This window comes from Pseudomonas sp. RW10S2, assembly GCF_014268985.1.
In the GTDB taxonomy this organism is placed as follows: Bacteria; Pseudomonadota; Gammaproteobacteria; order Pseudomonadales; family Pseudomonadaceae; genus Aquipseudomonas; species Aquipseudomonas wayambapalatensis.
The window spans coordinates 1-19314 of sequence record NZ_JABWRO010000071.1; the positions used below are offsets into that span (position 1 = coordinate 1).

Sequence of the window (19314 nt, forward strand, 5' to 3'; positions counted from 1 at the left end):
CTCCTCGGCCAGGCCCTGGGCCTGGTCGAAGGCCGACTGGAACTCGTCGCGGGCACGCTTGAGCTGGTCTTCGCGCGCTTCGATACGCGACAGCATGGTGTTGAACGCCTCGGCAAGGCTGCCGATTTCGTCGTCGTTGCCACGTTGCGCACGCAGGGCGTAGCTCTCCTCGCGGGTCACCTGGCGCGAGAGCTCCTCGAGGCGGTTGATCGGCTGGGTGATCAGGCGCTTGATCTGCCGGGCGATGATCAGCCACAGCAGGATGCTGAACACCAGGATCGCCAGGCTGGCAGACAGGGTGCCGGTATAGAACGCAACCGGCAATTCGCTGCTGGCCACCAGCAGCAGGTGCGCGGGCGGGCTGCCTGGACGGGGCAGGGCGATCAGCTGGGTGCTGCGAAACTCGGTGAGGCGCCAGCCGTCGATGTTGCGGAAGCGCTTGGGCATGCTCAGTGGCTGGCCATGTTGCAGTTGGGCCAGCAGGCGCCCGTCGCTGGCATACACGGCGGCGGCGCGCAGCGGTGAATAGCTGTCGAGCTCCTTGAGCAAGGCACTGGCGGTTTCCGGGGTGTCGCTGGCGCGCGCGGAAAGCTGCGGGTTGGCGACCAATCGGCCGATGGTCTGCAGCGCCTGGGGAGCCATGCTTTCCTGGGTGATCCAGTAGGCGGCGCTGATGAAGGCCAGGTTGGCCACCAGCAGGATGGTGACCAGCAGCACCAGCAGGGCGGCCAGCAGTTTTTGCCCGACCGGGAGGTTTTCCAGGCGTTGGCGCAGGGTCATGGGCGAGGTGATGTCCGTGTCGGTGGGTGGGCAGCGTCAGTCGCTGGGCAGGTTGCGTGCCTGCAGGTTATCGACCAGGCGTTGGCGCAGGTGTTCCAGGCCAGGTGTCGCCAGGCCATGCCGGGCGGCAACGTCGCAGGCATGGCCAAGCAGGTAGTGCAGCTCGGTACGTCGGCCTGCGCGCACGTCCTGGTACATCGAAGAGTAGTTGGCCGCGGTCGCCACGATCACCCGTTGGACGTCATCGGCCAGGTTTTCGGCCGCTTGCGCTTGCCCGGCACTGCGCAGCAGGGTGCTCAGTTCCAGGCACAGTTCGTCGACTTCAAGCAGGTGACCAAGCAGCCCGCCATTCTGGCAGTCGTAAAGCACCGTCAGCGGGTTGATCGCGCAATTGAGTGCAAGCTTGCGCCACAGGCGGGAGAGTATGTCCAACGACCACTCGGCCGGGATGCCGGCCTCGCTCAGATCGCCGAACCATTCGGGGACGCCAGGATTGCCCGGATCGCCCAGCCAGTTGAAGCCCTGGCCGGCGAACCGCACCTGCCAGTCGCGCTCGCGAAACGCTCCTTCGGTGCTGGAGGCGAAGATACAGCGGGCGTGGGGAGCCTGCTCGGCCACTTCATCCTGGCTGCCGAGGCCGTTCTGCAGCAGGATCAGCTCAGCACCTTCGGCCAGCCGCGGCGCCAGGCGCGCGACGGCAGGCCCGGCGTCGTAGGCCTTGCACGCCACCAGCAGGCGGTGGATGGGGCCTTCGCCCTCGCAGGTCTGTGCCGGGATGGCGAATTGCGTTGCCTGGTGCTGTTCGATCAGGGTCAGGCCGCCTTCGGCTTCATAATCTGACAGGCGCTGTTCGTCGCGCAGCACCAGGCGCACGGCCTTGCCCGCCCGTGCCAGGCGACAGGCCCAGAGGCTGCCGAGGCTGCCGGCGCCGAGAATATGCCAGGTGCTGCTCATCTGCGTTTCGCAACCCGTTATAATGAGCCCGCATTTTAACCATCAAACCCGACGCGCTCCATCTTCAAGCCGAGCGCGCTTTTATTTTATGGAGAACAACCATGCCTTCGTTCGACGTGGTATCGGAACTGGACAAGCACGAAGTGCAGAACGCGGTCGAAAACGCCATCAAGGAGCTCGATCGCCGCTACGACCTCAAGGGCAAGGGCAGCTTCGAGTTCAAGGACAAGGAGCAGACCGTGATGCTAACTGCCGAAGCCGAATTCCAGCTCGAGGCGATGATCGAAATCCTGCGCCTGGCGCTGGTCAAGCGCAAGATCGACGTCAAGTGCCTGGAAACCAAGGATCCCTATGCTTCCGGCAAGGAAATGAAACAGGAAGCCAAGTTCCGCGAGGGCATCGACAAGGAGCTGGCGAAGAAGATCGTCGCCCACATCAAGGATGCCAAGCTCAAGGTCCAGGCCGCCATTCAGGGCGAACAGGTACGGGTCACCGGCAAGAAGCGCGATGACCTGCAGGAAGCCATCGCGGCCCTGCGCGCCAAGGAATTTGACATGCCGCTGCAGTTCAACAACTTCCGCGACTGATTCTGCGGGGCAGGAACCTTGATCGCACACCAATGTCCATCGCTTCCTGCGGCCGCTGAATGTCCGGCGGTCTGCTTTACTGTGCACGTGTCGTTCGACATCAGGAGATGAACATGGATTTGAACGCTGAAGTCGATCAACTGGTACGCCAGTCCGAGACTTGGATTCCCTTGATCATGGCGTACGGCAGTCGTTTGTTGCTGGCGCTGCTGACCCTGGCGATCGGCTGGTGGATCACCAACAAGATCAGTGATCGATTGGCCAGGCTCGTCGGCTTGCGGGTAGCTGACCCGGCGTTGCAGGGTTTCATCCGCACGCTATCCAACATCGTGCTCAAGGTGATGCTGGCGATCAGCGTGGCGTCGATGATCGGCATCGAAACCACCTCGTTCGTCGCGGCCATGGGTGGTGCCGTGCTGGCCATCGGCCTGGCCTTGCAGGGCAGCCTGGCAAACTTTGCCGGTGGCGTGCTGATCCTGCTGTTCCGCCCGTTCCGCATCGGCGACTGGATCGAGGCCCAGGGTGTGAGCGGGACCGTCGACAGCATCCAGATCTTCCATACCGTGCTGCGTAGCGGTGATAACAAGACGGTCATTCTGCCTAACGGCACCTTGTCCAACGGCATCATCGTCAACACCAACCGCCAGCCGACGCGCAAGGTCGTGTTCGACGTGGGCGTGGACTACGAGGCCGACCTGCAGAAGGCGCGCAACGTGCTGCTGGAGCTGGCGCAGGATCCTCGGGTGCTGCCCGACCCAGCGCCTCAGGCGGTGGTTGCAACGCTTGGTGACAGTTCGATCACCGTGTCGCTGCGCCTGTGGACCAAGACTGCCGACTACTGGGACGTGATGTTCATGCTCAATGAGCAGGCGCGGGATCGCCTGAAGGCCGAGGGGATCGACATTCCCTTCCCGCAGCGGGTGATTCGCGTGGTGCAGGAGACTGCCGCGCAGTAACCTGCACTGCAAAACAGGGCCCCTACAGGGGCCCTTGTTTTTTACGCCTTACACTTGTTCACAGCCAAAGCCGACGATCTCTGGCATATAGCCTGACCCCTCCTGTCTGCACCCGAAACGCCATCATGAAACCATTGTTGTATATCACCCCTCTGCGGGCCCTGTTGTTTGGTCTGACCCTCGCCCTGTTTGAACTGCTGACCTACCTGGCCAGCGATGCCGTCATGCCTGCCATGCCGGTGGTGGTCGACGATCTCAGGGCCAGCCCTGAATTCATTCCCCATGCCCTGAACCTCTACCTGCTCGGTGGCGTAGTGCTGCAGTGGCTGATCGGCCCGCTGGCCGACCGCTATGGCCGCCGTCCACTGCTGCTGACCGGCTGCGCCTTCTTTGGTGTGGCATGCCTTGCGACCTTCTGGGTGCATGACATCGGCCTTTTCAATCTGCTGCGCCTGCTGCAGGGCATTGGCCTGGGCTTCGTGGTGACGGTGAGCTATCCGGCGCTCAACGAGGCGTTCAGCGAGGCCGATGCGGTGCGCATGATGGCGCTGCTGGCCAACATTGCGTTGCTTTCGCCGTTGCTCGGGCCGCTGGTGGGGACGTTGATGCTGCAGTGGCTCGACTGGCGCTGGCTGTTCGTCGCCTTCGCAGTGGGCGCGGTGCTGTGCTGGGGGCTGCTGTATCGCCTGATGCCTGAAACCCTCGGGGTCGAGCGCCGTGATGGCTCGCGCCTGGCCTTCACGCCCATTCACCTGTTGCCCTTGCTGGCCGGTTACGCGCAGCTGCTGGGCAACCGTCGTTTTGTGGCTGGCAGCGCGGCGTTGGGTTTGGTGGGCTTGCCGCTGATCGGCTGGATTGGCCTGTCGCCGGTCCTGCTGATCCATGACGAGGGGCTGAGCACCCTGGAATACGCGCTGTGGCAGCTGCCGGTGTTCGGCGGGCTGATCCTCGGCAACCTGATCATCAACCGCATTGCGGATCGTTATCCGCTGCCCGCGCTGGTGCGCGGTGCCCTGTGGCCGTATCTGGCCGGGTTGTGCCTGATGGTGCTGGTCACCTGGCTGTATCCGACCGTGACCAGCGTGGTTGCCGGGATGTCGCTCTATGCACTGGGCCTGGGTGTGGCCAACGCGGTGCTGTACCGCATGACGCTGTTCTCCAGCGAGCAGAGCAAGGGGTTGGTGTCGGCGATGCTGGGGATGATCACCATCGCGCTGCTGGGGCTGGGTGGCGCGCTGCTGGCGATGCTGGGGGCGGGGGCGAGCCTGCTGCACTTTGCACTGGCAGCGGGGATTGCCGGGGCGCTGGCGCTTTGGCCGTTGTGGTTTGTGGTGGGCGGCCGGCCAGGGGAAGGGGCCATCGTTCAGTAGGCTTGAAAACGGCGTCGCTCTTTTCGCGGGCTTGCCCGCGAAAAGGACGACTCGATTGTCAGGGCTGCTCGGTCACCGAGCTTTCCGCCTGCGCCTGCTTGCCCCGTCCCACTTCCTGGCGCCAGTGCAGGGCGATCAGGATCAGTGTGGGGACACCTAGCAGGGCGGTGATCATGAAGAAGTTGTGATAGCCGAATTTCTCCACCATCACCCCCGAATAGCCGCCGATCAGCCGCGGCAGCAACAGCATGATCGAGCTGAGCAGCGCGTACTGGGTCGCCGAGAACTTCAGGTTGGTCAGGCTCGACAGGTAGGCGACGAACGCTGAGGTCGCCATGCCCGAGCTGAAGTTGTCCAGCGAGATGGTCACCACCAGCATTTCCAGGTTCGGCCCCATGTCGGCCAGCATCACGAACAGGATGTTGGTGGCCGCAGAGGCCACGCCGCCGATGAACAGGATCGGCAATATACCGAAGCGCACGATCAGCAGACCGCCAACACCGGCGCCGACCAGGGTCATGATCAGGCCGAAGATCTTGCTGACGCTGGCGATCTGGTCCTTGGTGAAGCCCATGTCGATATAGAACACGTTGGCCATCACGCCCATCACGGTGTCCGACATCCGGTAGGTGGCAATCAGCCCCAGCAGCAGCAAGGCCTGCCAGCGGTAGCGGACGATGAAGTCGTTGACCGGCGTGAGCACCGGCGCCAGGCCGCGACGGCCCATGGAAGACAGGCAGGCCCAGGTCAGCAGTGCATAGAGGATCAGGCGCAGGAAGGCGCGGTCCTCGAGCAGCAGGTCGAGCATGGTCGAGTCGCCGAACACCACGCTGGCCCAGTCGGTGTTGAACATCTGGGTGAAGCTGGCAGGCACCGAGACCAGCAGGACGATCAGCACGAACACTGACACCAGTTGGTGCATCAGCCCGTAGCGTGCCGCTGACAGTTGGGTGCGCAGCGGCACCGCGGGCTCGCGCATCACCAGCGTGGTGAACAATGCCGGCAACATGAGGATGCCGAACAGCACGTAGGTGCCGGTCCAGGCCTTGTGCAGGTAGCTGAAACCGGTGGAACCGAACCATTCGGCGAAGAACAGTGCACCTGCAGTAGCGAGCAGCGCGGCAACCCGGTAGCCAGCCATGTAGCTGGCGGCCAGGGCGGCCTGGCGCTGGTCGTCGGCGATTTCCAGGCGATAGGCGTCGACGGCGATGTCCTGGGTGGCCGAGGCGAAGGCTACCAGCACCGCGAGGGCGATCAGCCACGACAGGTGTTTCTGTGGGTCGCACAGCCCCATGCCGATCAGCCCGATGACGACCAGGACCTGCGACAGCAGCAGCCACGAGCGACGCCGTCCCATGCCGCCGAGCAGTGGCAGGCGCCATTGGTCGAGCAGGGGCGACCAGACCCATTTGAACGCGTAGGCCAGACCGATCAGGCTGGCGTAGCCGATGGTCTCACGGGCTACACCCGCCTCGCGCAACCAGACCGAGAGCGTGGAGAACACCAGCATGTAGGGCATGCCGGCGGCGAAGCCGAGCAACAAAAGCACCAGGGTAGACGGGCTGGCATAGGCAGCGAGCGCAGCGCGCCAGGTTTTACGGGGCATGGGCCAACATCTGCCTCAAGTTTGCGAAAACAAAGCGCGCACTCTAACCGCTGTGCTCCATTGCGCGCCAGCCATGGCGCGACATATCCACTCGATTATTGGCCACATTCACGCCCTCCGCGCGCAGCCTGGCGCGTTGTTCGTCGCCCGACGGCGTACCCAGTGGCAGGCTCAGGCGGCCACCGGCCCCGAGCACCCGATGCCACGGCAGGCGCGTGTCGGCCGGCAATTGTCCCAGGGTGCGGCCGACCCAGCGTGCGGCGCGGCCAAGACCCGCCAGTTCGGCGAGCTGGCCATAGCTGACGACCTTGCCTTCCGGAATCTCGCCCAGGACCGAATAAAGCGCCATTCGTCGGGCTTCGGGATCGTCCGGGTGCGGAATCGATTGATCAGACATCAGGCAATTCCTGATCTGAAGGTGGAAATAGACAAGTTATTGTACGAAATGAGAATTGAACTCGTAGGCATAGGCCCGGTCTGTCCTTGCTCTGGTCGTGGGTATCCGGATAATGCCCGACTTTTTTTGTCCAACCGAACGCAAATTCTGCCTATGTATTCTAGAGCCTTGCTGTGCCTGTTCGCTGCTTCCCTCTCTGCGCCCGCGCTGGCTGACACCGTCTGGATGAAGAACGGTGATCGTCTGAGTGGCAAGATCAAGGTCTTCGACGGCGGCAAGCTGCTGCTGGAAACTCCCTATGGCGGCAGTATCGCGCTGGACTGGAAACAGGTTCAGACACTCGAGAGCGATCAGGAACTGCTGGTCAAACAGGATGCCTACTCGGGCGAGAAGGCCAAGTCGCTCAAGGCCGCCGAGCCTGGCAAGGTGACCCTGGCCAACGGTGAGGCGCCCAAGACCGTGGAGCTTGCCAGCATCGAGCAGATCATGAAGCCGCGCCCGCTGGTCGAGGACTTCCTGTGGAAAGGTAATGTCGACCTGGCGCTGGACTACAAGCGTGCCGAAAACGACACCGATGACTACGATGTCAGCTTCAAGACCACCGCACGTCACGGTCGCTGGCGGCACAACGCCGAAGGCGAGTACAACCGCGAAACCAAGGACGACGTCACCACCACCAACAACTGGAGCGCCGAGTACGCGCTGGACCGTTTCCTCACCGAAAAATGGTTCTGGCAGGGACGTCTGGAATACAAGCGCGACCAGATCGAGAATCTGGCGCGCCAGCGTACCGTCGGTACTGGCCCGGGCTATCAGTTCTGGGACGACGAGCTGGGCGCGTTCTCGCTTGGTTCGCTGATCAACCGCACCGACTACGAATACCGCGACGGCGGCAAGGATAACTTCTATTCGGCAGCGGTGAAGTGGGACTACAACCGCTACCTGATCGGCAAGAAGGTCGAGTTCTTCACCACCGGGGAGCTGGGCAAGCCATTCGGTTCGGTCGCCGATTACTCGCTGGATGCCGAGATGGGCCTACGCTACAAGGTGACCGAGTGGGCCTCGCTCAACCTCAAGGCCGAGAAGGACCTGATCAAGGGCACCAGCGACAGCGACCTGGACAAGACCCGCTACACCGCAGGTTTCGGTGTGGCCTGGTAAGACCGCTCGCGTGGGGCTGTACAGCGCTCCTGTGGCAGGCGGCGGTGATAATGATTATCTTGTCACCCATCCAGTCCGCTGCCCCAGGAGTTTCCCGTGAGTACCAACGCCATCCGCCCCGCCCGGGAACTGCTGCTCGAAGAATACCGCGGCGTGCTCTCGACCCTGTCCAAGTCCATGCCCGGCTTCCCCTTCGGTTCGGTGGTGCCTTATTGCCTGGACGCCCAAGGGCACCCGCTGATCCTCATCAGCCGTATCGCCCAGCACACCCATAACCTGCAGAAAGACCCCAAGTGCTCGCTGCTGGTGGGCGAGCGTGACGCCGAAGACGTGCAGGCGGTGGGCCGCCTGACAGTGATGGCCGAGGCGCGCAAGCTGACCGACCAAGCCGCCATCGAAGCGGCTGCTGCGCGCTACTACCGATACTTCCCGGATGCCAGCAACTACCACAAGGCCCACGATTTCGATTTCTGGGTTCTGGAACCTGTGCGCCATCGCTACATCGGTGGTTTCGGCGCAATCCACTGGCTCGACGAGGTCACCTTGGCCAACCCATTCGCCGGAGGCGCAGAAGCCAGCATGATCGAGCACATGAACAGCGATCATGTCAACGCCATCGCCCATTACGTCGAGCTCACCGGTCTGCCGCGCAGTGCACCGGCCGAGATGGTCGGCATCGACAGCGAGGGCATGCACCTGCGCATCGGCCAGGCAATTCACTGGCTGGCCTTCCCGAATACTTGCAATACGCCGACACAAGTGCGCGAGGCCTTGGTATTGCTGGCGCGCGCCGACCAGTGGCCGGCTGCGGCGAAAGTCGAGGGTTGAAATCGCGAGCAGTTGCATCCATCTGAGGTCTTATTGGAAGGTTCTCTTCCGTCGAGGAATCCTTGATGCGTGCTTTTCTACTGCTGTTCCTGATTTTTCCGGTGCTGGAGTTGTTCGTCTTCGTCAAAGTCAGCGCCGCCATCGGTTTCTTCCCGGCGCTGCTGCTGATCATCGCCGGTTCCGCCCTCGGCCTGCTGGTCATGCGCCTGGCAGGTCTTGCAACGGCGCTGCGCGCCCGTGAAAGCCTGCAGCGCGGCGAACTGCCCGCCGAGGACATGTTCCAGGGCCTGATGCTGGCTGTGGGTGGTGGCCTGCTGCTGCTGCCGGGTTTCATCAGCGACGTGCTGGGCCTGCTGTGCCTGTTGCCATTCACCCGTCATCTGGTGGCGCGCAAGTTGCGCCAACGGGCCGAGGCCCAGGCCACGCGCCAACGGGCGTTCCAGGATGATCCGTTCAACGGGCAGCCGCGCGATGGCGGCCATCGTCCGAACGTGATCGAGGGCGAGTACGAGCGCCGCGATAAATGATCGATTAATGACCCAGGGGGGCCGCTATGCGGCCCCTGCTTTTTTTCGGCCTGTGTACACAGATTAAAAAAATTCCATGGCAAGCCTTGTAATCGAATCGGGCGGCCTCATGTATGTGTCACCGCAAGGTTTCTGGTGGCGACACCAGACATGACACGCGGGGTTCGCAGGCCGCGAGCCCCCACCGGCAACGCCGGATAGCCTCAACCCGCCGGTGTCGACACCGGCCGATGAAAACCACAATTTGGGAGAGATCGACAATGAAGCTTCGTCCTCTGCATGACCGCGTCGTCATCCGTCGCAGCGAAGAAGAATCGAAAACCGCTGGCGGTATCGTCCTGCCGGGTTCGGCCGCTGAAAAACCAAACCGCGGCGAAGTCGTCGCCGTTGGCACCGGTCGCGTCCTGGACAACGGCGAAGTGCGCGCGCTGGCCGTGAAAGTGGGTGACAAAGTGGTTTTCGGCCCTTACTCGGGCAGCAACACCGTGAAAGTCGATGGCGAAGACCTGCTGGTGATGGCCGAGAACGAAATCCTCGCCGTCATCGAAGGCTGATTTCCCCGATTTCCCTGCTAAAGAATTCCAAGGATTAAACGATCATGGCTGCTAAAGACGTAAAATTCGGCGATTCCGCCCGCAAGAAAATGCTCGTTGGTGTCAACGTTCTGGCTGACGCTGTCAAGGCTACCCTCGGCCCGAAAGGCCGTAACGTTGTCCTGGCCAAGAGCTTCGGCGCTCCAACCATCACCAAAGACGGTGTTTCGGTTGCCAAGGAAATCGAACTGAAGGACGCCTTCGAGAACATGGGCGCCCAGCTGGTCAAGGAAGTTGCTTCCAAGGCCAACGATGCTGCCGGCGACGGCACCACCACCGCTACCGTTCTGGCTCAGGCCATCGTCAACGAAGGCCTGAAGGCCGTCGCTGCTGGCATGAACCCGATGGACCTCAAGCGCGGTATCGACAAGGCCACCGCTGCCGTCGTCGCCGAGCTGAAGAACCTGTCCAAGCCATGCGCCGACTCCAAGGCCATCGCTCAGGTCGGCACCATCTCTGCCAACTCCGACAGCTCCATCGGTGAAATCATCGCCGAAGCCATGGAAAAAGTCGGTAAAGAAGGCGTGATCACCGTTGAAGAAGGCTCGGGCCTGGAAAACGAATTGTCCGTCGTAGAAGGCATGCAGTTCGACCGTGGCTACCTGTCGCCGTACTTCATCAACAAGCCTGACACCATGGTTGCCGAGCTCGAAAGCCCGCTGCTGCTGCTGGTCGACAAGAAGATCTCGAACATCCGCGAACTGCTGCCGGTTCTTGAAGCCGTCGCCAAGTCGGGCCGTCCGCTGCTGATCGTCGCCGAAGACGTCGAAGGCGAAGCCCTGGCTACTCTGGTGGTCAACAACATGCGCGGCATCGTCAAGGTTGCTGCGGTCAAGGCCCCAGGCTTTGGCGACCGCCGCAAGGCCATGCTGCAGGACATCGCCGTCCTGACCGGCGGCCAGGTCATCTCCGAGGAAATCGGCCTGACCCTGGAAACCACCACCCTGGAGCACCTGGGCAACGCCAAGCGCGTCATCCTGTCCAAGGAAAACACCACCATCATCGACGGTGCTGGCGTTGACGCCGACATCGAAGCACGCGTCAAGCAGATCCGTGCCCAGATCGAAGAGACTTCCTCGGACTACGACCGTGAGAAGCTGCAAGAGCGTCTGGCCAAGCTGGCTGGCGGTGTTGCCGTGATCAAGGTCGGTGCTGGCACCGAAGTCGAGATGAAAGAGAAGAAAGCCCGCGTTGAAGACGCCCTGCACGCTACCCGTGCAGCCGTTGAAGAAGGCGTGGTGCCTGGCGGTGGTGTTGCCCTGGTTCGCGCCCTGGCAGCCATTGCCGAGCTCAAAGGCGACAACGAAGACCAGAACGTCGGTATCTCCCTGCTGCGTCGCGCTGTCGAAGCGCCGCTGCGTCAGATCACTGCCAACGCCGGCGACGAGCCAAGCGTTGTGGCCGACAAGGTCAAGCAGGGTTCGGGCAACTACGGCTACAACGCCGCGACCGGCGAGTACGGCGACATGATCGAGATGGGCATCCTGGACCCAGCCAAGGTTACCCGTTCGGCGCTGCAAGCCGCTGCTTCGATCGGTGGTCTGATGATCACCACCGAGGCCATGGTTGCTGACCTGCCGGAAGACAAGCCGGCTGCTGGCGGCATGCCAGACATGGGCGGCATGGGTGGCATGGGCGGCATGATGTAAGCCAGCCCTGGCCCCTAGCTGCATGAAAGAGCCCCGCCTTGTGCGGGGCTTTTTCATGGGCGCTTGTCAGACCTGCGTCGACTCAGGCAATGCCGCGCTCAGCCACGGTCACCCGCGCCATTCCCCTGCGATAGAGCACCAGGTAATAGCAGCCCAATCCGATCAACCAGCAGAACACTGCGGTCCAGACGTTGTGCGAGAGAAAGTGCGCGCCCTGCATCATCCGGCCTATCGACAGCACCACCCCGACACCCGCCGCGAGGGCAAACGCACCTCGCGCCAGGCGAGGCTTGCGGTCACGCAGCACGAAGAACAATGCGAACAGGCTGAAACCGGTCGCTGCATGGCCGCCGGGCCAGCAGAGCCCTGGTTTGTCGGTCGCTGGTCGTGCTTCGAGCAGTTTGCTGTAGGTTTCCTTGCCGCCAAACTGGGTCAGGCTCCAAGGGCACTGTACTGCAGTCAGTTGCTTTAGCGGCGTGACAAACCCCGTGGACAGGCCCAGGGCCAGCACCAGGCAACCCAGTTCGCGACGCCAGTTACCCAGCCGTGACCAGAAGAAACTGGCGATGAACGCCACCACCGCCAGCAGCCCGACACCGATCACCGCCTGCTTGACGCGGTCATGCAGGATGGTCTCGAGGAAGTAGCTATGGCGCCCGATGAACTGGCCCACCGACGGATCGAACATCAGGTTGGCCACGTCCATGTCCAGCGATGTGGCCTCGAGCAGCAGCAGAACCAGCGCGGTAGCCAGGGGGATGCCAAGGTACAGCCAGGGGTTGATCGGGCGGGGGCGGGCGGTGTGCATGAAGGCTCCACAGGCAAGGGGAAGGCATGAAGGATCGGGCATTTTCGGTCCGTTGCTATGCTGTGTGCGTGAAGGATCAGTGAAAAAAGCGTCAGTTGCGCTGTTTTTCCACCAAGGCTGGCGATGCCTGGCCAATGGCCGTAAGCTGCGCCTGCCGCGCACAGCGAAGCGCCGCACAGGAGACCTTGATGCGCATTCTACTGGTTGAAGACAACCGCGATATCCTCGCCAACCTGGCTGATTACCTGGGCATGAAAGGCTATACCGTCGACTGTGCCCAGGACGGCCTGTCGGGTCTGCACCTGGCCGCGACCGAACACTATGACCTGATCGTCCTCGATATCATGCTGCCCGGTATCGATGGCTACACCCTGTGCAAGCGCCTGCGCGAAGACGCCCGCCGCGACACCCCGGTGATCATGCTGACCGCCCGCGACCAGCTTGACGATCGCCTGCAGGGCTTCCGCTCGGGGGCCGACGATTACCTGCTCAAGCCTTTCGCCCTGTCCGAGTTGGCCGCGCGCATCGAGGCGGTACTGCGTCGCGCCCAGGGCGGTGGTCGGCGTACGCTGCAGGTGGCAGACCTGAGCTACGACCTCGACACGCTGGAAGTCACCCGTCAGGGCAAACTGCTCAAACTCAACCCGGTCGGCCTGAAGTTGCTGGCGGTGCTGATGCAGAAGAGCCCGCACGTGCTGCGCCGCGAAGTCCTCGAGGAAGCCCTGTGGGGCGACGACTGCCCCGACAGCGACAGCTTGCGCAGCCATGTCCATCAACTGCGCCAGGTGATCGACAAACCGTTCGAAAAGCCCCTGCTGCATACCGTCCATGGCGTCGGCTATCGCCTCGCCGAGGGTCGCGATGGAGTTTAAGCAGAGCCTTGCCCAACGCATCATCATTGCCTTTGCACTGATGAGCGCACTGGTTGCCGGTGCGTTTGCCTTCGGTATCGTCGCCACTGTTCACCTGGTGGAAGAGCGTCTGATTTCCTCGGTGCTGGGGGGCGATCTGCAGCGCCTGCTGCGCATGGACAGCGTCAGTGACTGGAGCCATCGCCCGCGCCCTGACCAGTTGTTCTACTTCAGCGGTGGTCGCGATGATTTCGAGTTGCCCAAGGACCTGCGGCATCTCGATGCCGGGTTCCACGAAGTGTTCCGTGACCAGCTCTCCTACCACGCCATGGTCGAGGTCGTGGACGGTCGTCACTATGTACTGTTGCAGGACCAGAGCGATTTCGAGGAGCGCGAGCGGGTGCTGTTCGCCGTGGTGGTCGTGGGCTTCCTGCTCAGCCTGGTGCTGGCGGCCTTCCTTGGCTGGTTGCTGGCGCGACGGGTCATGGCGCCAGTGATTCGCCTGGCGCGGCAAGTCCGCCATCGTGATCAGTTGCTCGGGTTGGCGCCGCCGCTGGCGCCGGACTATGCCGCCGACGAAGTGGGGCAGTTGGCGGTGGCTTTCGACGACACCCTGGGCCGCTTGCGCGATGCGCTGACCCGCGAGCGACTGTTCACCAGCGATGTCAGCCATGAACTGCGCACCCCACTGATGGTGCTGGCAACCTCCTGCGAACTGCTGATGGAGAACACCGGCCTGGACAGCCGGTCACGTGCCCAAGTGGAACGGATCGCCCGCGCCACCGAGGAGATGCGCGAGCTGGTCAAGACCTTCCTCATGCTGGCCCGGGCCCAGCGTGACGAAGGCGCGGTGGCCTCCAGGGCCAGCCTGCGCGAGGTGGCTGATGACCTGATCGGCGTCTGGCGCGATACCATCGAGCAGAAGGGCCTGACGCTTTACTACGATGGCCGTGTCAGTGCCAGCCCGACCTTGTACAACGCCACCTTCCTGCAATCGGTGATGGGCAACCTGCTGCGCAACGCAGCGCATTACACCGATACCGGTTATATCCGCCTGAGCCTGGAGGCCCATGGTTTCAGTGTCGAGGACAGTGGCGTGGGTATTCCCGAGGAACAGCGCGAGGCAATGTTCAAACCTTTCGTGCGCGGTGACGAGCGGCGTGGCGAAGGGCTCGGCCTGGGGCTTTCGCTGGTGCAGCGGATCTGTGACGACCAAGGCTGGCGCGTGACCCTGACCGCCACCTCGCCCCACGGCTGCCGCTTCCAGGTGGACCTGAGCCAGGGCACCGCGCTGTCGCATGAGCAGGAAACCGATGCCACGTTGCAGTAGAAATCGGGGCAGTACTACGGCCCCGATACAGAATGTTGTGTAATGCTTCGTAAGAATTAACCCTTTCGTGTGACAGTTTTTTCACATGGCGATGACCTGATGCCAACGCTTGCCCACCTAATGTGGTCGGCATTGAGTCAGGAGATGTCCCATGCGTAGCCCTATCAAACTCGAGTTTTCCGAAAAGTACGATCAGCAGCACGCCCGTGAGTACTTCATCAAGCATCAGGATGGCCTGGCCCGTCGCCTTTCCCACACCCGTGACGAGCAGCTTGCTCGCCGCGCCCTGACGCTCGCCGGTGAGCCGGGCCTGGTACTCGACCTGCCATGCGGCGCCGGCCGTTTCTGGCCTTTGCTGGCAGAAAAACCCAACCGCGTGATCATTGGCGCCGACAATTCCGCCGCGATGATCGAGACAGCTTGTGCGTCGCAACCGCCAGCCGTGGTCGAGCGGGTACGCCCCTTGCAGACCTCAGCCTTTGCCATCGACCTGCCGGACAACTCGGTAGACAGCATTTTCTGCATGCGATTGTTCCACCACATCGGTGATCCGGCCCATCGCAAGACAATTCTTTCTGAATTTCAAAGAGTTAGCCGCGATAGTGTGATCCTGTCGTTGTGGGTGGATGGCAATTTCAAGGCATGGCGTCGCAAGAAGCTCGAACAACGACGCAGCGCCAAGGCGGAGCAGGACAGTTACCAGAATCGCTTTGTGTTACCTGCTGCTACGGTTGAAGAAGAATTTGTGACAGCAGGCTTCAGGATTCAGGAACGTCTCGACTTCCTGCCGTTCTATGCCATGTGGCGAGTCTATGTATTGCGAAAGGGGTGAGGGATCCATGGCAACAACTCAGGGGCAGGTGTCGCAATTCGACTTCTACTGGCAACAGCAGGGGGAATGGGTCGAGGAGCCCAATCAGCGACGTGGCGGCGAAAGTGGCGTGCAACGCCTGGATGATGGCAACGGCCACCTGCTCTATGCCAAGCGCCAGGTCGGGCACATCTACCGCAGCCTGCTGCATCCTTTTGGTCGGCCCACGGTGTTGCGAGAGCTGGACGCCCTGAACAGTTTCGAGCAGTTGGGGGTTCGGGTGCCGCGCATCGTCTTTGCTGGTGCCGAGCGCGACGCCGAGCACCAATGGCGGGCACTGCTGGTCAGTGAAGCGCTGGATGGATTCGTCGATCTCGACACCTGGCACGCCCAGGGCGCCCGTGAGCATTACCCGCAGGTGCTGCATGAGCGCATGCTCAAGGACCTGGCTGACAATCTGGCGCGGATGCATCTGGGCCACTGGCAGCACGGCTGCCTGTACGGCAAGCATGTGTTCGTCAAGGTGAGCGGCGAAGGCGAGCAGGCGCGGGCCGAAGTGGCTCTGCTGGACCTGGAGAAGTGCCGCCGCCGCATCAGTTGCCAGCGCGCGGCCTACAACGACCTGCGCCAGCTGCGCCGCCATTCGTCGTTCAATGAAGCGGAGTGGCAAACCTTGCTCTACTTTTATGAGAGGGCGTTTGGCAGCGCTGTCAAAGGGTTAGGTCGATGAAACTAGAAATAGCTCGAGCTTTGTTCCTGGTGGCCGCGCTTGGCGTGACCAGCGTGGCCGTGGCGGCCTGGGAGGTGCCACGGCCGATCGTGTTCAGCAAGAGCGACGCGGCGGGGCAGTGTGCCACACCGCGGGTGACAAAGCCGGAGCAGGCGCAGGCGCAGGCTCAGCCGGATCATGACCTGCTGTTGTTCCTGTTTGGGATGCGCCAGGGGCTGCGGCCGTTTGGCTGAGCCATCGAACACAAGGCCCCGCAGAAGCGGGGCCTTGTTGTTTCTGGCTAATGGGTTTGTCGTCTTTCCGGGCGTGGGGTTGTGCCGTCCATCCCTTGGCGCTCGTCCGCCACCGTCCGATGCGCCAGCAAGGTGTACACGCAGGGCAGTACGAACAAGGTAAACAGCGTGCCGATCGACATGCCGGTGGCAATCACGATACCGATGTCGAACCGGCTCACTGCGCCGGCACCCGTCGCCAGGATCAGTGGCACCATGCCGAATACCATTGCTGCGGTGGTCATCAGCACCGGCCGTAGACGGATCGCCGCGGCTTCCTCGATCGCCTCGCGCACCCCCAGGCCCTTTTCCTCGCGCAGCTGGTTGGCGAACTCGACGATCAGGATGCCGTGCTTGCTGATCAGCCCGATCAATGTCACCAGCCCGACCTGGGTGTAGATGTTCATGCTCGAGACACCGAGAAACAGCGGCAGCAGTGCGCCACAGATCGACAGCGGCACGGTCACCAGAATCACCAGTGGATCGCGGAAGCTTTCGAACTGTGCGGCCAGCACCAGGAAGATGATCGCCAGGGCCAGACCGAAGGTCACCCACAGGGCACTGCCTTCCTGGACGAACTGCCGCGCGGCGCCGGCATAGTCGAAGGCAAAGCCCTCCGGCGCCTCCTCGCGGGCGATGTTGCGGATGGTATCCAGCGCCTCGCCCATGCTGACCATAGGTACGCCCTGGATGATCGCCGAGTTCAACTGCTGGAACTGGTTGAGCTGGCGTGGTCGGGCACGTTCGCTGAGGGTGATCAGGGTCGACAGGGGCAATAACTGGCCCTGATCGTTCTTCACGTAATAGTTGTTCAGCCAGCCGGCGTTGTCGCGGTAGGCCCGTTCGACCTGGGCGATCACCTTGTAGCTGCGCCCTTCGAGGGTGAAACGGTTGATCTCCGCCTCGCCCAGCAGGGTGGCCAGCGTTCCGCCGAGGGTGTCCATCGACACCCCCATCTGCGCCGCCTTGGCCCGGTCGATATCGACCACCACTTCGGGCTTGTCGAAGGCCAGGTCGATGTCGAGGAAGGCGAACTTGCCCGAGGCCTGGGCGCGCTCCTTGACGCGCTGGGCCACCTCCAGCAGGGCAGGGTAGTCGCCTGCGGTGTTGAGCACGAACTGGAACGGCAGGCCTTCGCCAGTACCCGGCAACGATGGCAGGTTGAAGCCGAAGATCTGCAGCCCGCCGATGTCCTCGAGCTTGGCCTGCACCAGCGGCAGCAGTTGCATCTGCGTACGTTCGCGCTCGTTCCAGGGCTTGAGCAGAAAGCCGCCAATGCCGCTTTGTACCCCATTGAAACCGTTGATCTGGAACGAGGAGTAATACTCGGGGAAGGTCTTGAACAGCGGTGTGAAACGGTCGGTGTAGGCGTTGAGGTAATCCAGGTTGGCCGGCTGCGGCGAGCTGCTCATCATGAAGATCACCCCCTGGTCTTCGTTGGGCGCCAGCTCGTTCTGGGTGAACTTGAGCAGTACCGGGATCAGGCACAGGATGATCACGGCGAAGACGATGACCACCGGGCGGCTGTCGAGGGTGCCGTGCAGCAGGCGCTGGTAACGCACTTTCAGGCGCTCGAAGATCTGGTCCAGGCGATGGGCCAGGCCTTTCCCGCTCTGCTCGGGGCGCAGCAGCAGGGCGCACATCATCGGTGACAGGGTCAGGGCCACGATTCCGGAGATCACCACCGCACCCGCCAGGGTCAAGGCGAACTCCTTGAACAGCGCGCCGGTCAGCCCGGTGAGGAAGCCGATCGGTGCGTACACCGCCGCCAGGGTGATGGTCATCGACACCACCGGCATGGCGATTTCCCGCGCGCCTTCGAGGGCGGCGTCGAACGGCGTCTTGCCCTCCTCGATATGGCGGTGGATGTTCTCCACCACGACGATCGCGTCGTCCACCACCAGGCCGATGGCCAGCACCATGGCCAGCAAGGTCAGCAGGTTCAGCGAATACCCCATCATCTGCATGAAGAACAGCACGCCGATCATCGACAGCGGGATGGTGATCACCGGGATCAGCACCGAGCGCAGCGCACCGAGGAACAGGAACACCACGACGATGACGATCAGCACCGCTTCGCCGAGGGTCTTGATCACTTCATCGATGGAGGCCTGAATGAACAGCGTGGCGTCGTAGGCGATGGAGACTTTCAGTGCCGAGGGCAACTGGCTTTGCAGGTCCGGCATGATTCGCCGCACCTCCTTGATCACCTCCAGCGGGTTGGCCGAAGGCGTGGCCTTGATGCCGATATAGACAGACGGGATGCCGTCGAAGGAACTGACCGTGTCGTAGTTCTCCGCGCCCATCTCGATGCGCGCCACATCGCCGAGCAGCACACGACTGTCGCCGACGGTCTTGACCGGCAGGGCGGCGAAGGCTTCGGCGGACTTCAGTTCGGTGGTGGCATTGACGCTGGTGACCACGTATTCGCCCTTCACCTCGCCGGCGGCCGCCAGGAAGTTGTAGCGGCGCACCGCGCTGGTCACGTCGGTGGCCGAAAGGCCGAACCCGGCCAGCTTCACCGGGTCGACCCAGATGCGCATGGCGAACACCTGATTGCCGAGGATTTCGGCTTCGGCCATGCCCGGCAGGGTCGCAAGCTTGGGCTGGATGACCCGTGACAGGTAGTCGGTGATCTGCGGGTTGCTCATCTCGCTGCTGTAGAAGCTGATGTACATCAGCGCCGAGGCATCGGCGGCTTCCTTGCTCAGGACCGGGTCTTCGGAGTCCTGCGGCAGCTTGTTGCGCACCTCGTTGGCCTTGGCCAGCAGTTGGGTGAACAGGCGATCCGTGTCGGCACCGATGCGCGCGTAGACCGAGATCACCGAAAAGTTCTGACGGCTCACCGAGGTCATGTAGTCGATGCCGTCGGCGCTGGCCAGGCTCTGCTGCAGCGGTTGGGTGATGTAGCCCTGGATGGTCTCGGCGTTGGCACCGGGGTAGGCGGTGGTTACCGTGATCAGGGCGTTTTCCATCTGCGGGTACTGGCGGATCTGTAGCTTGCTCCAGGCCTGGAAGCCGAGCAGCAGGATCAGCAGGCTGACCACGCTGGCGAGCACGGGGCGGCGGATGAACGGGTCGGTGAATGCCATGCCAGCCTCCGC

Annotated in this window: 19 protein-coding genes; 13 read left to right on the forward strand and 6 right to left on the reverse strand. The window is 62.6% G+C overall.

What is annotated here, in order from left to right; genetic code table 11:
* On the reverse strand, window positions 1–780 hold a 780-nt coding region (locus HU729_RS16025; protein ID WP_186710945.1), incomplete at its 3' end, for a HAMP domain-containing protein.
* A gap of 36 nt (window positions 781–816) precedes the next feature.
* Window positions 817–1734, reverse strand: coding sequence for a putative 2-dehydropantoate 2-reductase (locus HU729_RS16030; protein WP_186710946.1), 918 nt, complete (start codon window positions 1732–1734; stop codon window positions 817–819).
* Window positions 1735–1835: 101 nt separating this feature from the next.
* On the opposite strand from HU729_RS16030, the gene HU729_RS16035 reads away from it, so the two are divergent.
* From HU729_RS16035 to HU729_RS16045, 3 genes are all read left to right on the forward strand, one after another.
* A complete protein-coding gene (locus HU729_RS16035) occupies window positions 1836–2321 on the forward strand; it encodes a YajQ family cyclic di-GMP-binding protein (protein WP_054894023.1) in 486 nt (161 codons plus the stop codon).
* A gap of 113 nt (window positions 2322–2434) precedes the next feature.
* Window positions 2435–3277, forward strand: coding sequence for a mechanosensitive ion channel family protein (locus tag HU729_RS16040; RefSeq protein ID WP_054894024.1), 843 nt, complete (start codon window positions 2435–2437; stop codon window positions 3275–3277).
* A gap of 125 nt (window positions 3278–3402) precedes the next feature.
* On the forward strand, window positions 3403–4647 hold the full coding sequence (locus HU729_RS16045) for an MFS transporter (protein WP_186710947.1): 1245 nt from the start codon (window positions 3403–3405) through the stop codon (window positions 4645–4647).
* Window positions 4648–4705: 58 nt separating this feature from the next.
* On the opposite strand, the gene HU729_RS16050 is transcribed toward HU729_RS16045, so the two are convergent.
* Both HU729_RS16050 and HU729_RS16055 read right to left on the reverse strand, forming a co-directional pair.
* Entirely contained in the window at window positions 4706–6253 is a 1548-nt protein-coding gene (locus HU729_RS16050) for an AmpG family muropeptide MFS transporter (protein ID WP_186667337.1), read from the reverse strand.
* 43 nt (window positions 6254–6296) lie between these two features.
* Window positions 6297–6650 (reverse strand): MGMT family protein, encoded by a 354-nt coding sequence (locus HU729_RS16055; protein WP_186667336.1) that lies wholly within the window; start codon window positions 6648–6650, stop codon window positions 6297–6299.
* Between the two features lie 153 nt (window positions 6651–6803).
* Between HU729_RS16055 and HU729_RS16060 the strand changes: the two genes are divergently transcribed.
* The 5 genes from HU729_RS16060 (at window position 6804) to groL (ending at window position 11408) form a co-directional block, all read left to right on the forward strand.
* Entirely contained in the window at window positions 6804–7811 is a 1008-nt protein-coding gene (locus tag HU729_RS16060; protein WP_186667335.1) for a DUF481 domain-containing protein, read from the forward strand.
* Window positions 7812–7907: 96 nt separating this feature from the next.
* Window positions 7908–8639 (forward strand): DUF2470 domain-containing protein, encoded by a 732-nt coding sequence (locus HU729_RS16065; RefSeq protein WP_186667334.1) that lies wholly within the window; start codon window positions 7908–7910, stop codon window positions 8637–8639.
* Window positions 8640–8704: 65 nt separating this feature from the next.
* A complete protein-coding gene (locus tag HU729_RS16070; RefSeq protein ID WP_186667333.1) occupies window positions 8705–9166 on the forward strand; it encodes an FxsA family protein in 462 nt (153 codons plus the stop codon).
* A 260-nt stretch (window positions 9167–9426) separates the two neighbouring features.
* Window positions 9427–9720, forward strand: coding sequence for a co-chaperone GroES (locus tag HU729_RS16075; protein WP_029614823.1), 294 nt, complete (start codon window positions 9427–9429; stop codon window positions 9718–9720).
* A 44-nt stretch (window positions 9721–9764) separates the two neighbouring features.
* Window positions 9765–11408, forward strand: coding sequence for a chaperonin GroEL (gene groL, locus HU729_RS16080; RefSeq protein WP_186667332.1), 1644 nt, complete (start codon window positions 9765–9767; stop codon window positions 11406–11408).
* Between the two features lie 82 nt (window positions 11409–11490).
* Here the strand turns inward: groL and HU729_RS16085 are convergent, their stop codons facing one another.
* Entirely contained in the window at window positions 11491–12216 is a 726-nt protein-coding gene (locus tag HU729_RS16085) for a phosphatase PAP2 family protein (protein ID WP_186710948.1), read from the reverse strand.
* A 188-nt stretch (window positions 12217–12404) separates the two neighbouring features.
* Here HU729_RS16085 and colR point away from each other — a divergent pair, with 188 nt between their 5' ends.
* From colR to HU729_RS16110, 5 genes are all read left to right on the forward strand, one after another.
* On the forward strand, window positions 12405–13088 hold the full coding sequence (gene colR / locus HU729_RS16090; protein ID WP_054893830.1) for a two-component system response regulator ColR: 684 nt from the start codon (window positions 12405–12407) through the stop codon (window positions 13086–13088).
* Window positions 13078–14397, forward strand: a complete 1320-nt coding sequence (locus tag HU729_RS16095) for a HAMP domain-containing sensor histidine kinase (RefSeq protein ID WP_186710949.1) — start codon at window positions 13078–13080, stop codon at window positions 14395–14397. The genes colR and HU729_RS16095 overlap by 11 nt, the downstream gene beginning before the upstream one ends.
* A gap of 151 nt (window positions 14398–14548) precedes the next feature.
* Window positions 14549–15229, forward strand: coding sequence for a class I SAM-dependent methyltransferase (locus tag HU729_RS16100; RefSeq protein ID WP_112899077.1), 681 nt, complete (start codon window positions 14549–14551; stop codon window positions 15227–15229).
* Window positions 15230–15236: 7 nt separating this feature from the next.
* Complete coding sequence (locus HU729_RS16105) at window positions 15237–15938, forward strand: lipopolysaccharide kinase InaA family protein (RefSeq protein ID WP_186667329.1); 702 nt, start codon at window positions 15237–15239, stop codon at window positions 15936–15938.
* Window positions 15935–16171, forward strand: coding sequence for a hypothetical protein (locus HU729_RS16110; protein ID WP_186667328.1), 237 nt, complete (start codon window positions 15935–15937; stop codon window positions 16169–16171). The genes HU729_RS16105 and HU729_RS16110 overlap by 4 nt, the downstream gene beginning before the upstream one ends.
* A gap of 47 nt (window positions 16172–16218) precedes the next feature.
* Here the strand turns inward: HU729_RS16110 and HU729_RS16115 are convergent, their stop codons facing one another.
* Window positions 16219–19302 carry a multidrug efflux RND transporter permease subunit gene (locus tag HU729_RS16115; RefSeq protein ID WP_186710950.1) on the reverse strand — a complete coding sequence of 1028 codons (3084 nt, stop codon included), beginning with the start codon at window positions 19300–19302 and terminating at the stop codon, window positions 16219–16221.
* Window positions 19303–19314: the final 12 nt, after the last annotated feature.

Bases quoted from the DNA above. Each gene is read 5' to 3' on its own strand.
- HU729_RS16060 (WP_186667335.1), top strand. From the start codon at position 6,804: ATGTATTCTAGAGCCTTGCTGTGCCTGTTCGCTGCTTCCCTCTCTGCG.
- HU729_RS16085 (WP_186710948.1), bottom strand. From the start codon at position 12,216: ATGCACACCGCCCGCCCCCGCCCGATCAACCCCTGGCTGTACCTTGGC.
- HU729_RS16045 (WP_186710947.1), top strand. From the start codon at position 3,403: ATGAAACCATTGTTGTATATCACCCCTCTGCGGGCCCTGTTGTTTGGT.
- HU729_RS16055 (WP_186667336.1), bottom strand. From the start codon at position 6,650: ATGTCTGATCAATCGATTCCGCACCCGGACGATCCCGAAGCCCGACGA.
- HU729_RS16075 (WP_029614823.1), top strand. From the start codon at position 9,427: ATGAAGCTTCGTCCTCTGCATGACCGCGTCGTCATCCGTCGCAGCGAA.
- colR (WP_054893830.1), top strand. From the start codon at position 12,405: ATGCGCATTCTACTGGTTGAAGACAACCGCGATATCCTCGCCAACCTG.
- groL (WP_186667332.1), top strand. From the start codon at position 9,765: ATGGCTGCTAAAGACGTAAAATTCGGCGATTCCGCCCGCAAGAAAATG.
- HU729_RS16070 (WP_186667333.1), top strand. From the start codon at position 8,705: ATGCGTGCTTTTCTACTGCTGTTCCTGATTTTTCCGGTGCTGGAGTTG.
- HU729_RS16035 (WP_054894023.1), top strand. From the start codon at position 1,836: ATGCCTTCGTTCGACGTGGTATCGGAACTGGACAAGCACGAAGTGCAG.
- HU729_RS16110 (WP_186667328.1), top strand. From the start codon at position 15,935: ATGAAACTAGAAATAGCTCGAGCTTTGTTCCTGGTGGCCGCGCTTGGC.
- HU729_RS16100 (WP_112899077.1), top strand. From the start codon at position 14,549: ATGCGTAGCCCTATCAAACTCGAGTTTTCCGAAAAGTACGATCAGCAG.
- HU729_RS16030 (WP_186710946.1), bottom strand. From the start codon at position 1,734: ATGAGCAGCACCTGGCATATTCTCGGCGCCGGCAGCCTCGGCAGCCTC.
- HU729_RS16095 (WP_186710949.1), top strand. From the start codon at position 13,078: ATGGAGTTTAAGCAGAGCCTTGCCCAACGCATCATCATTGCCTTTGCA.
- HU729_RS16115 (WP_186710950.1), bottom strand. From the start codon at position 19,302: ATGGCATTCACCGACCCGTTCATCCGCCGCCCCGTGCTCGCCAGCGTG.
- HU729_RS16040 (WP_054894024.1), top strand. From the start codon at position 2,435: ATGGATTTGAACGCTGAAGTCGATCAACTGGTACGCCAGTCCGAGACT.
- HU729_RS16050 (WP_186667337.1), bottom strand. From the start codon at position 6,253: ATGCCCCGTAAAACCTGGCGCGCTGCGCTCGCTGCCTATGCCAGCCCG.
- HU729_RS16105 (WP_186667329.1), top strand. From the start codon at position 15,237: ATGGCAACAACTCAGGGGCAGGTGTCGCAATTCGACTTCTACTGGCAA.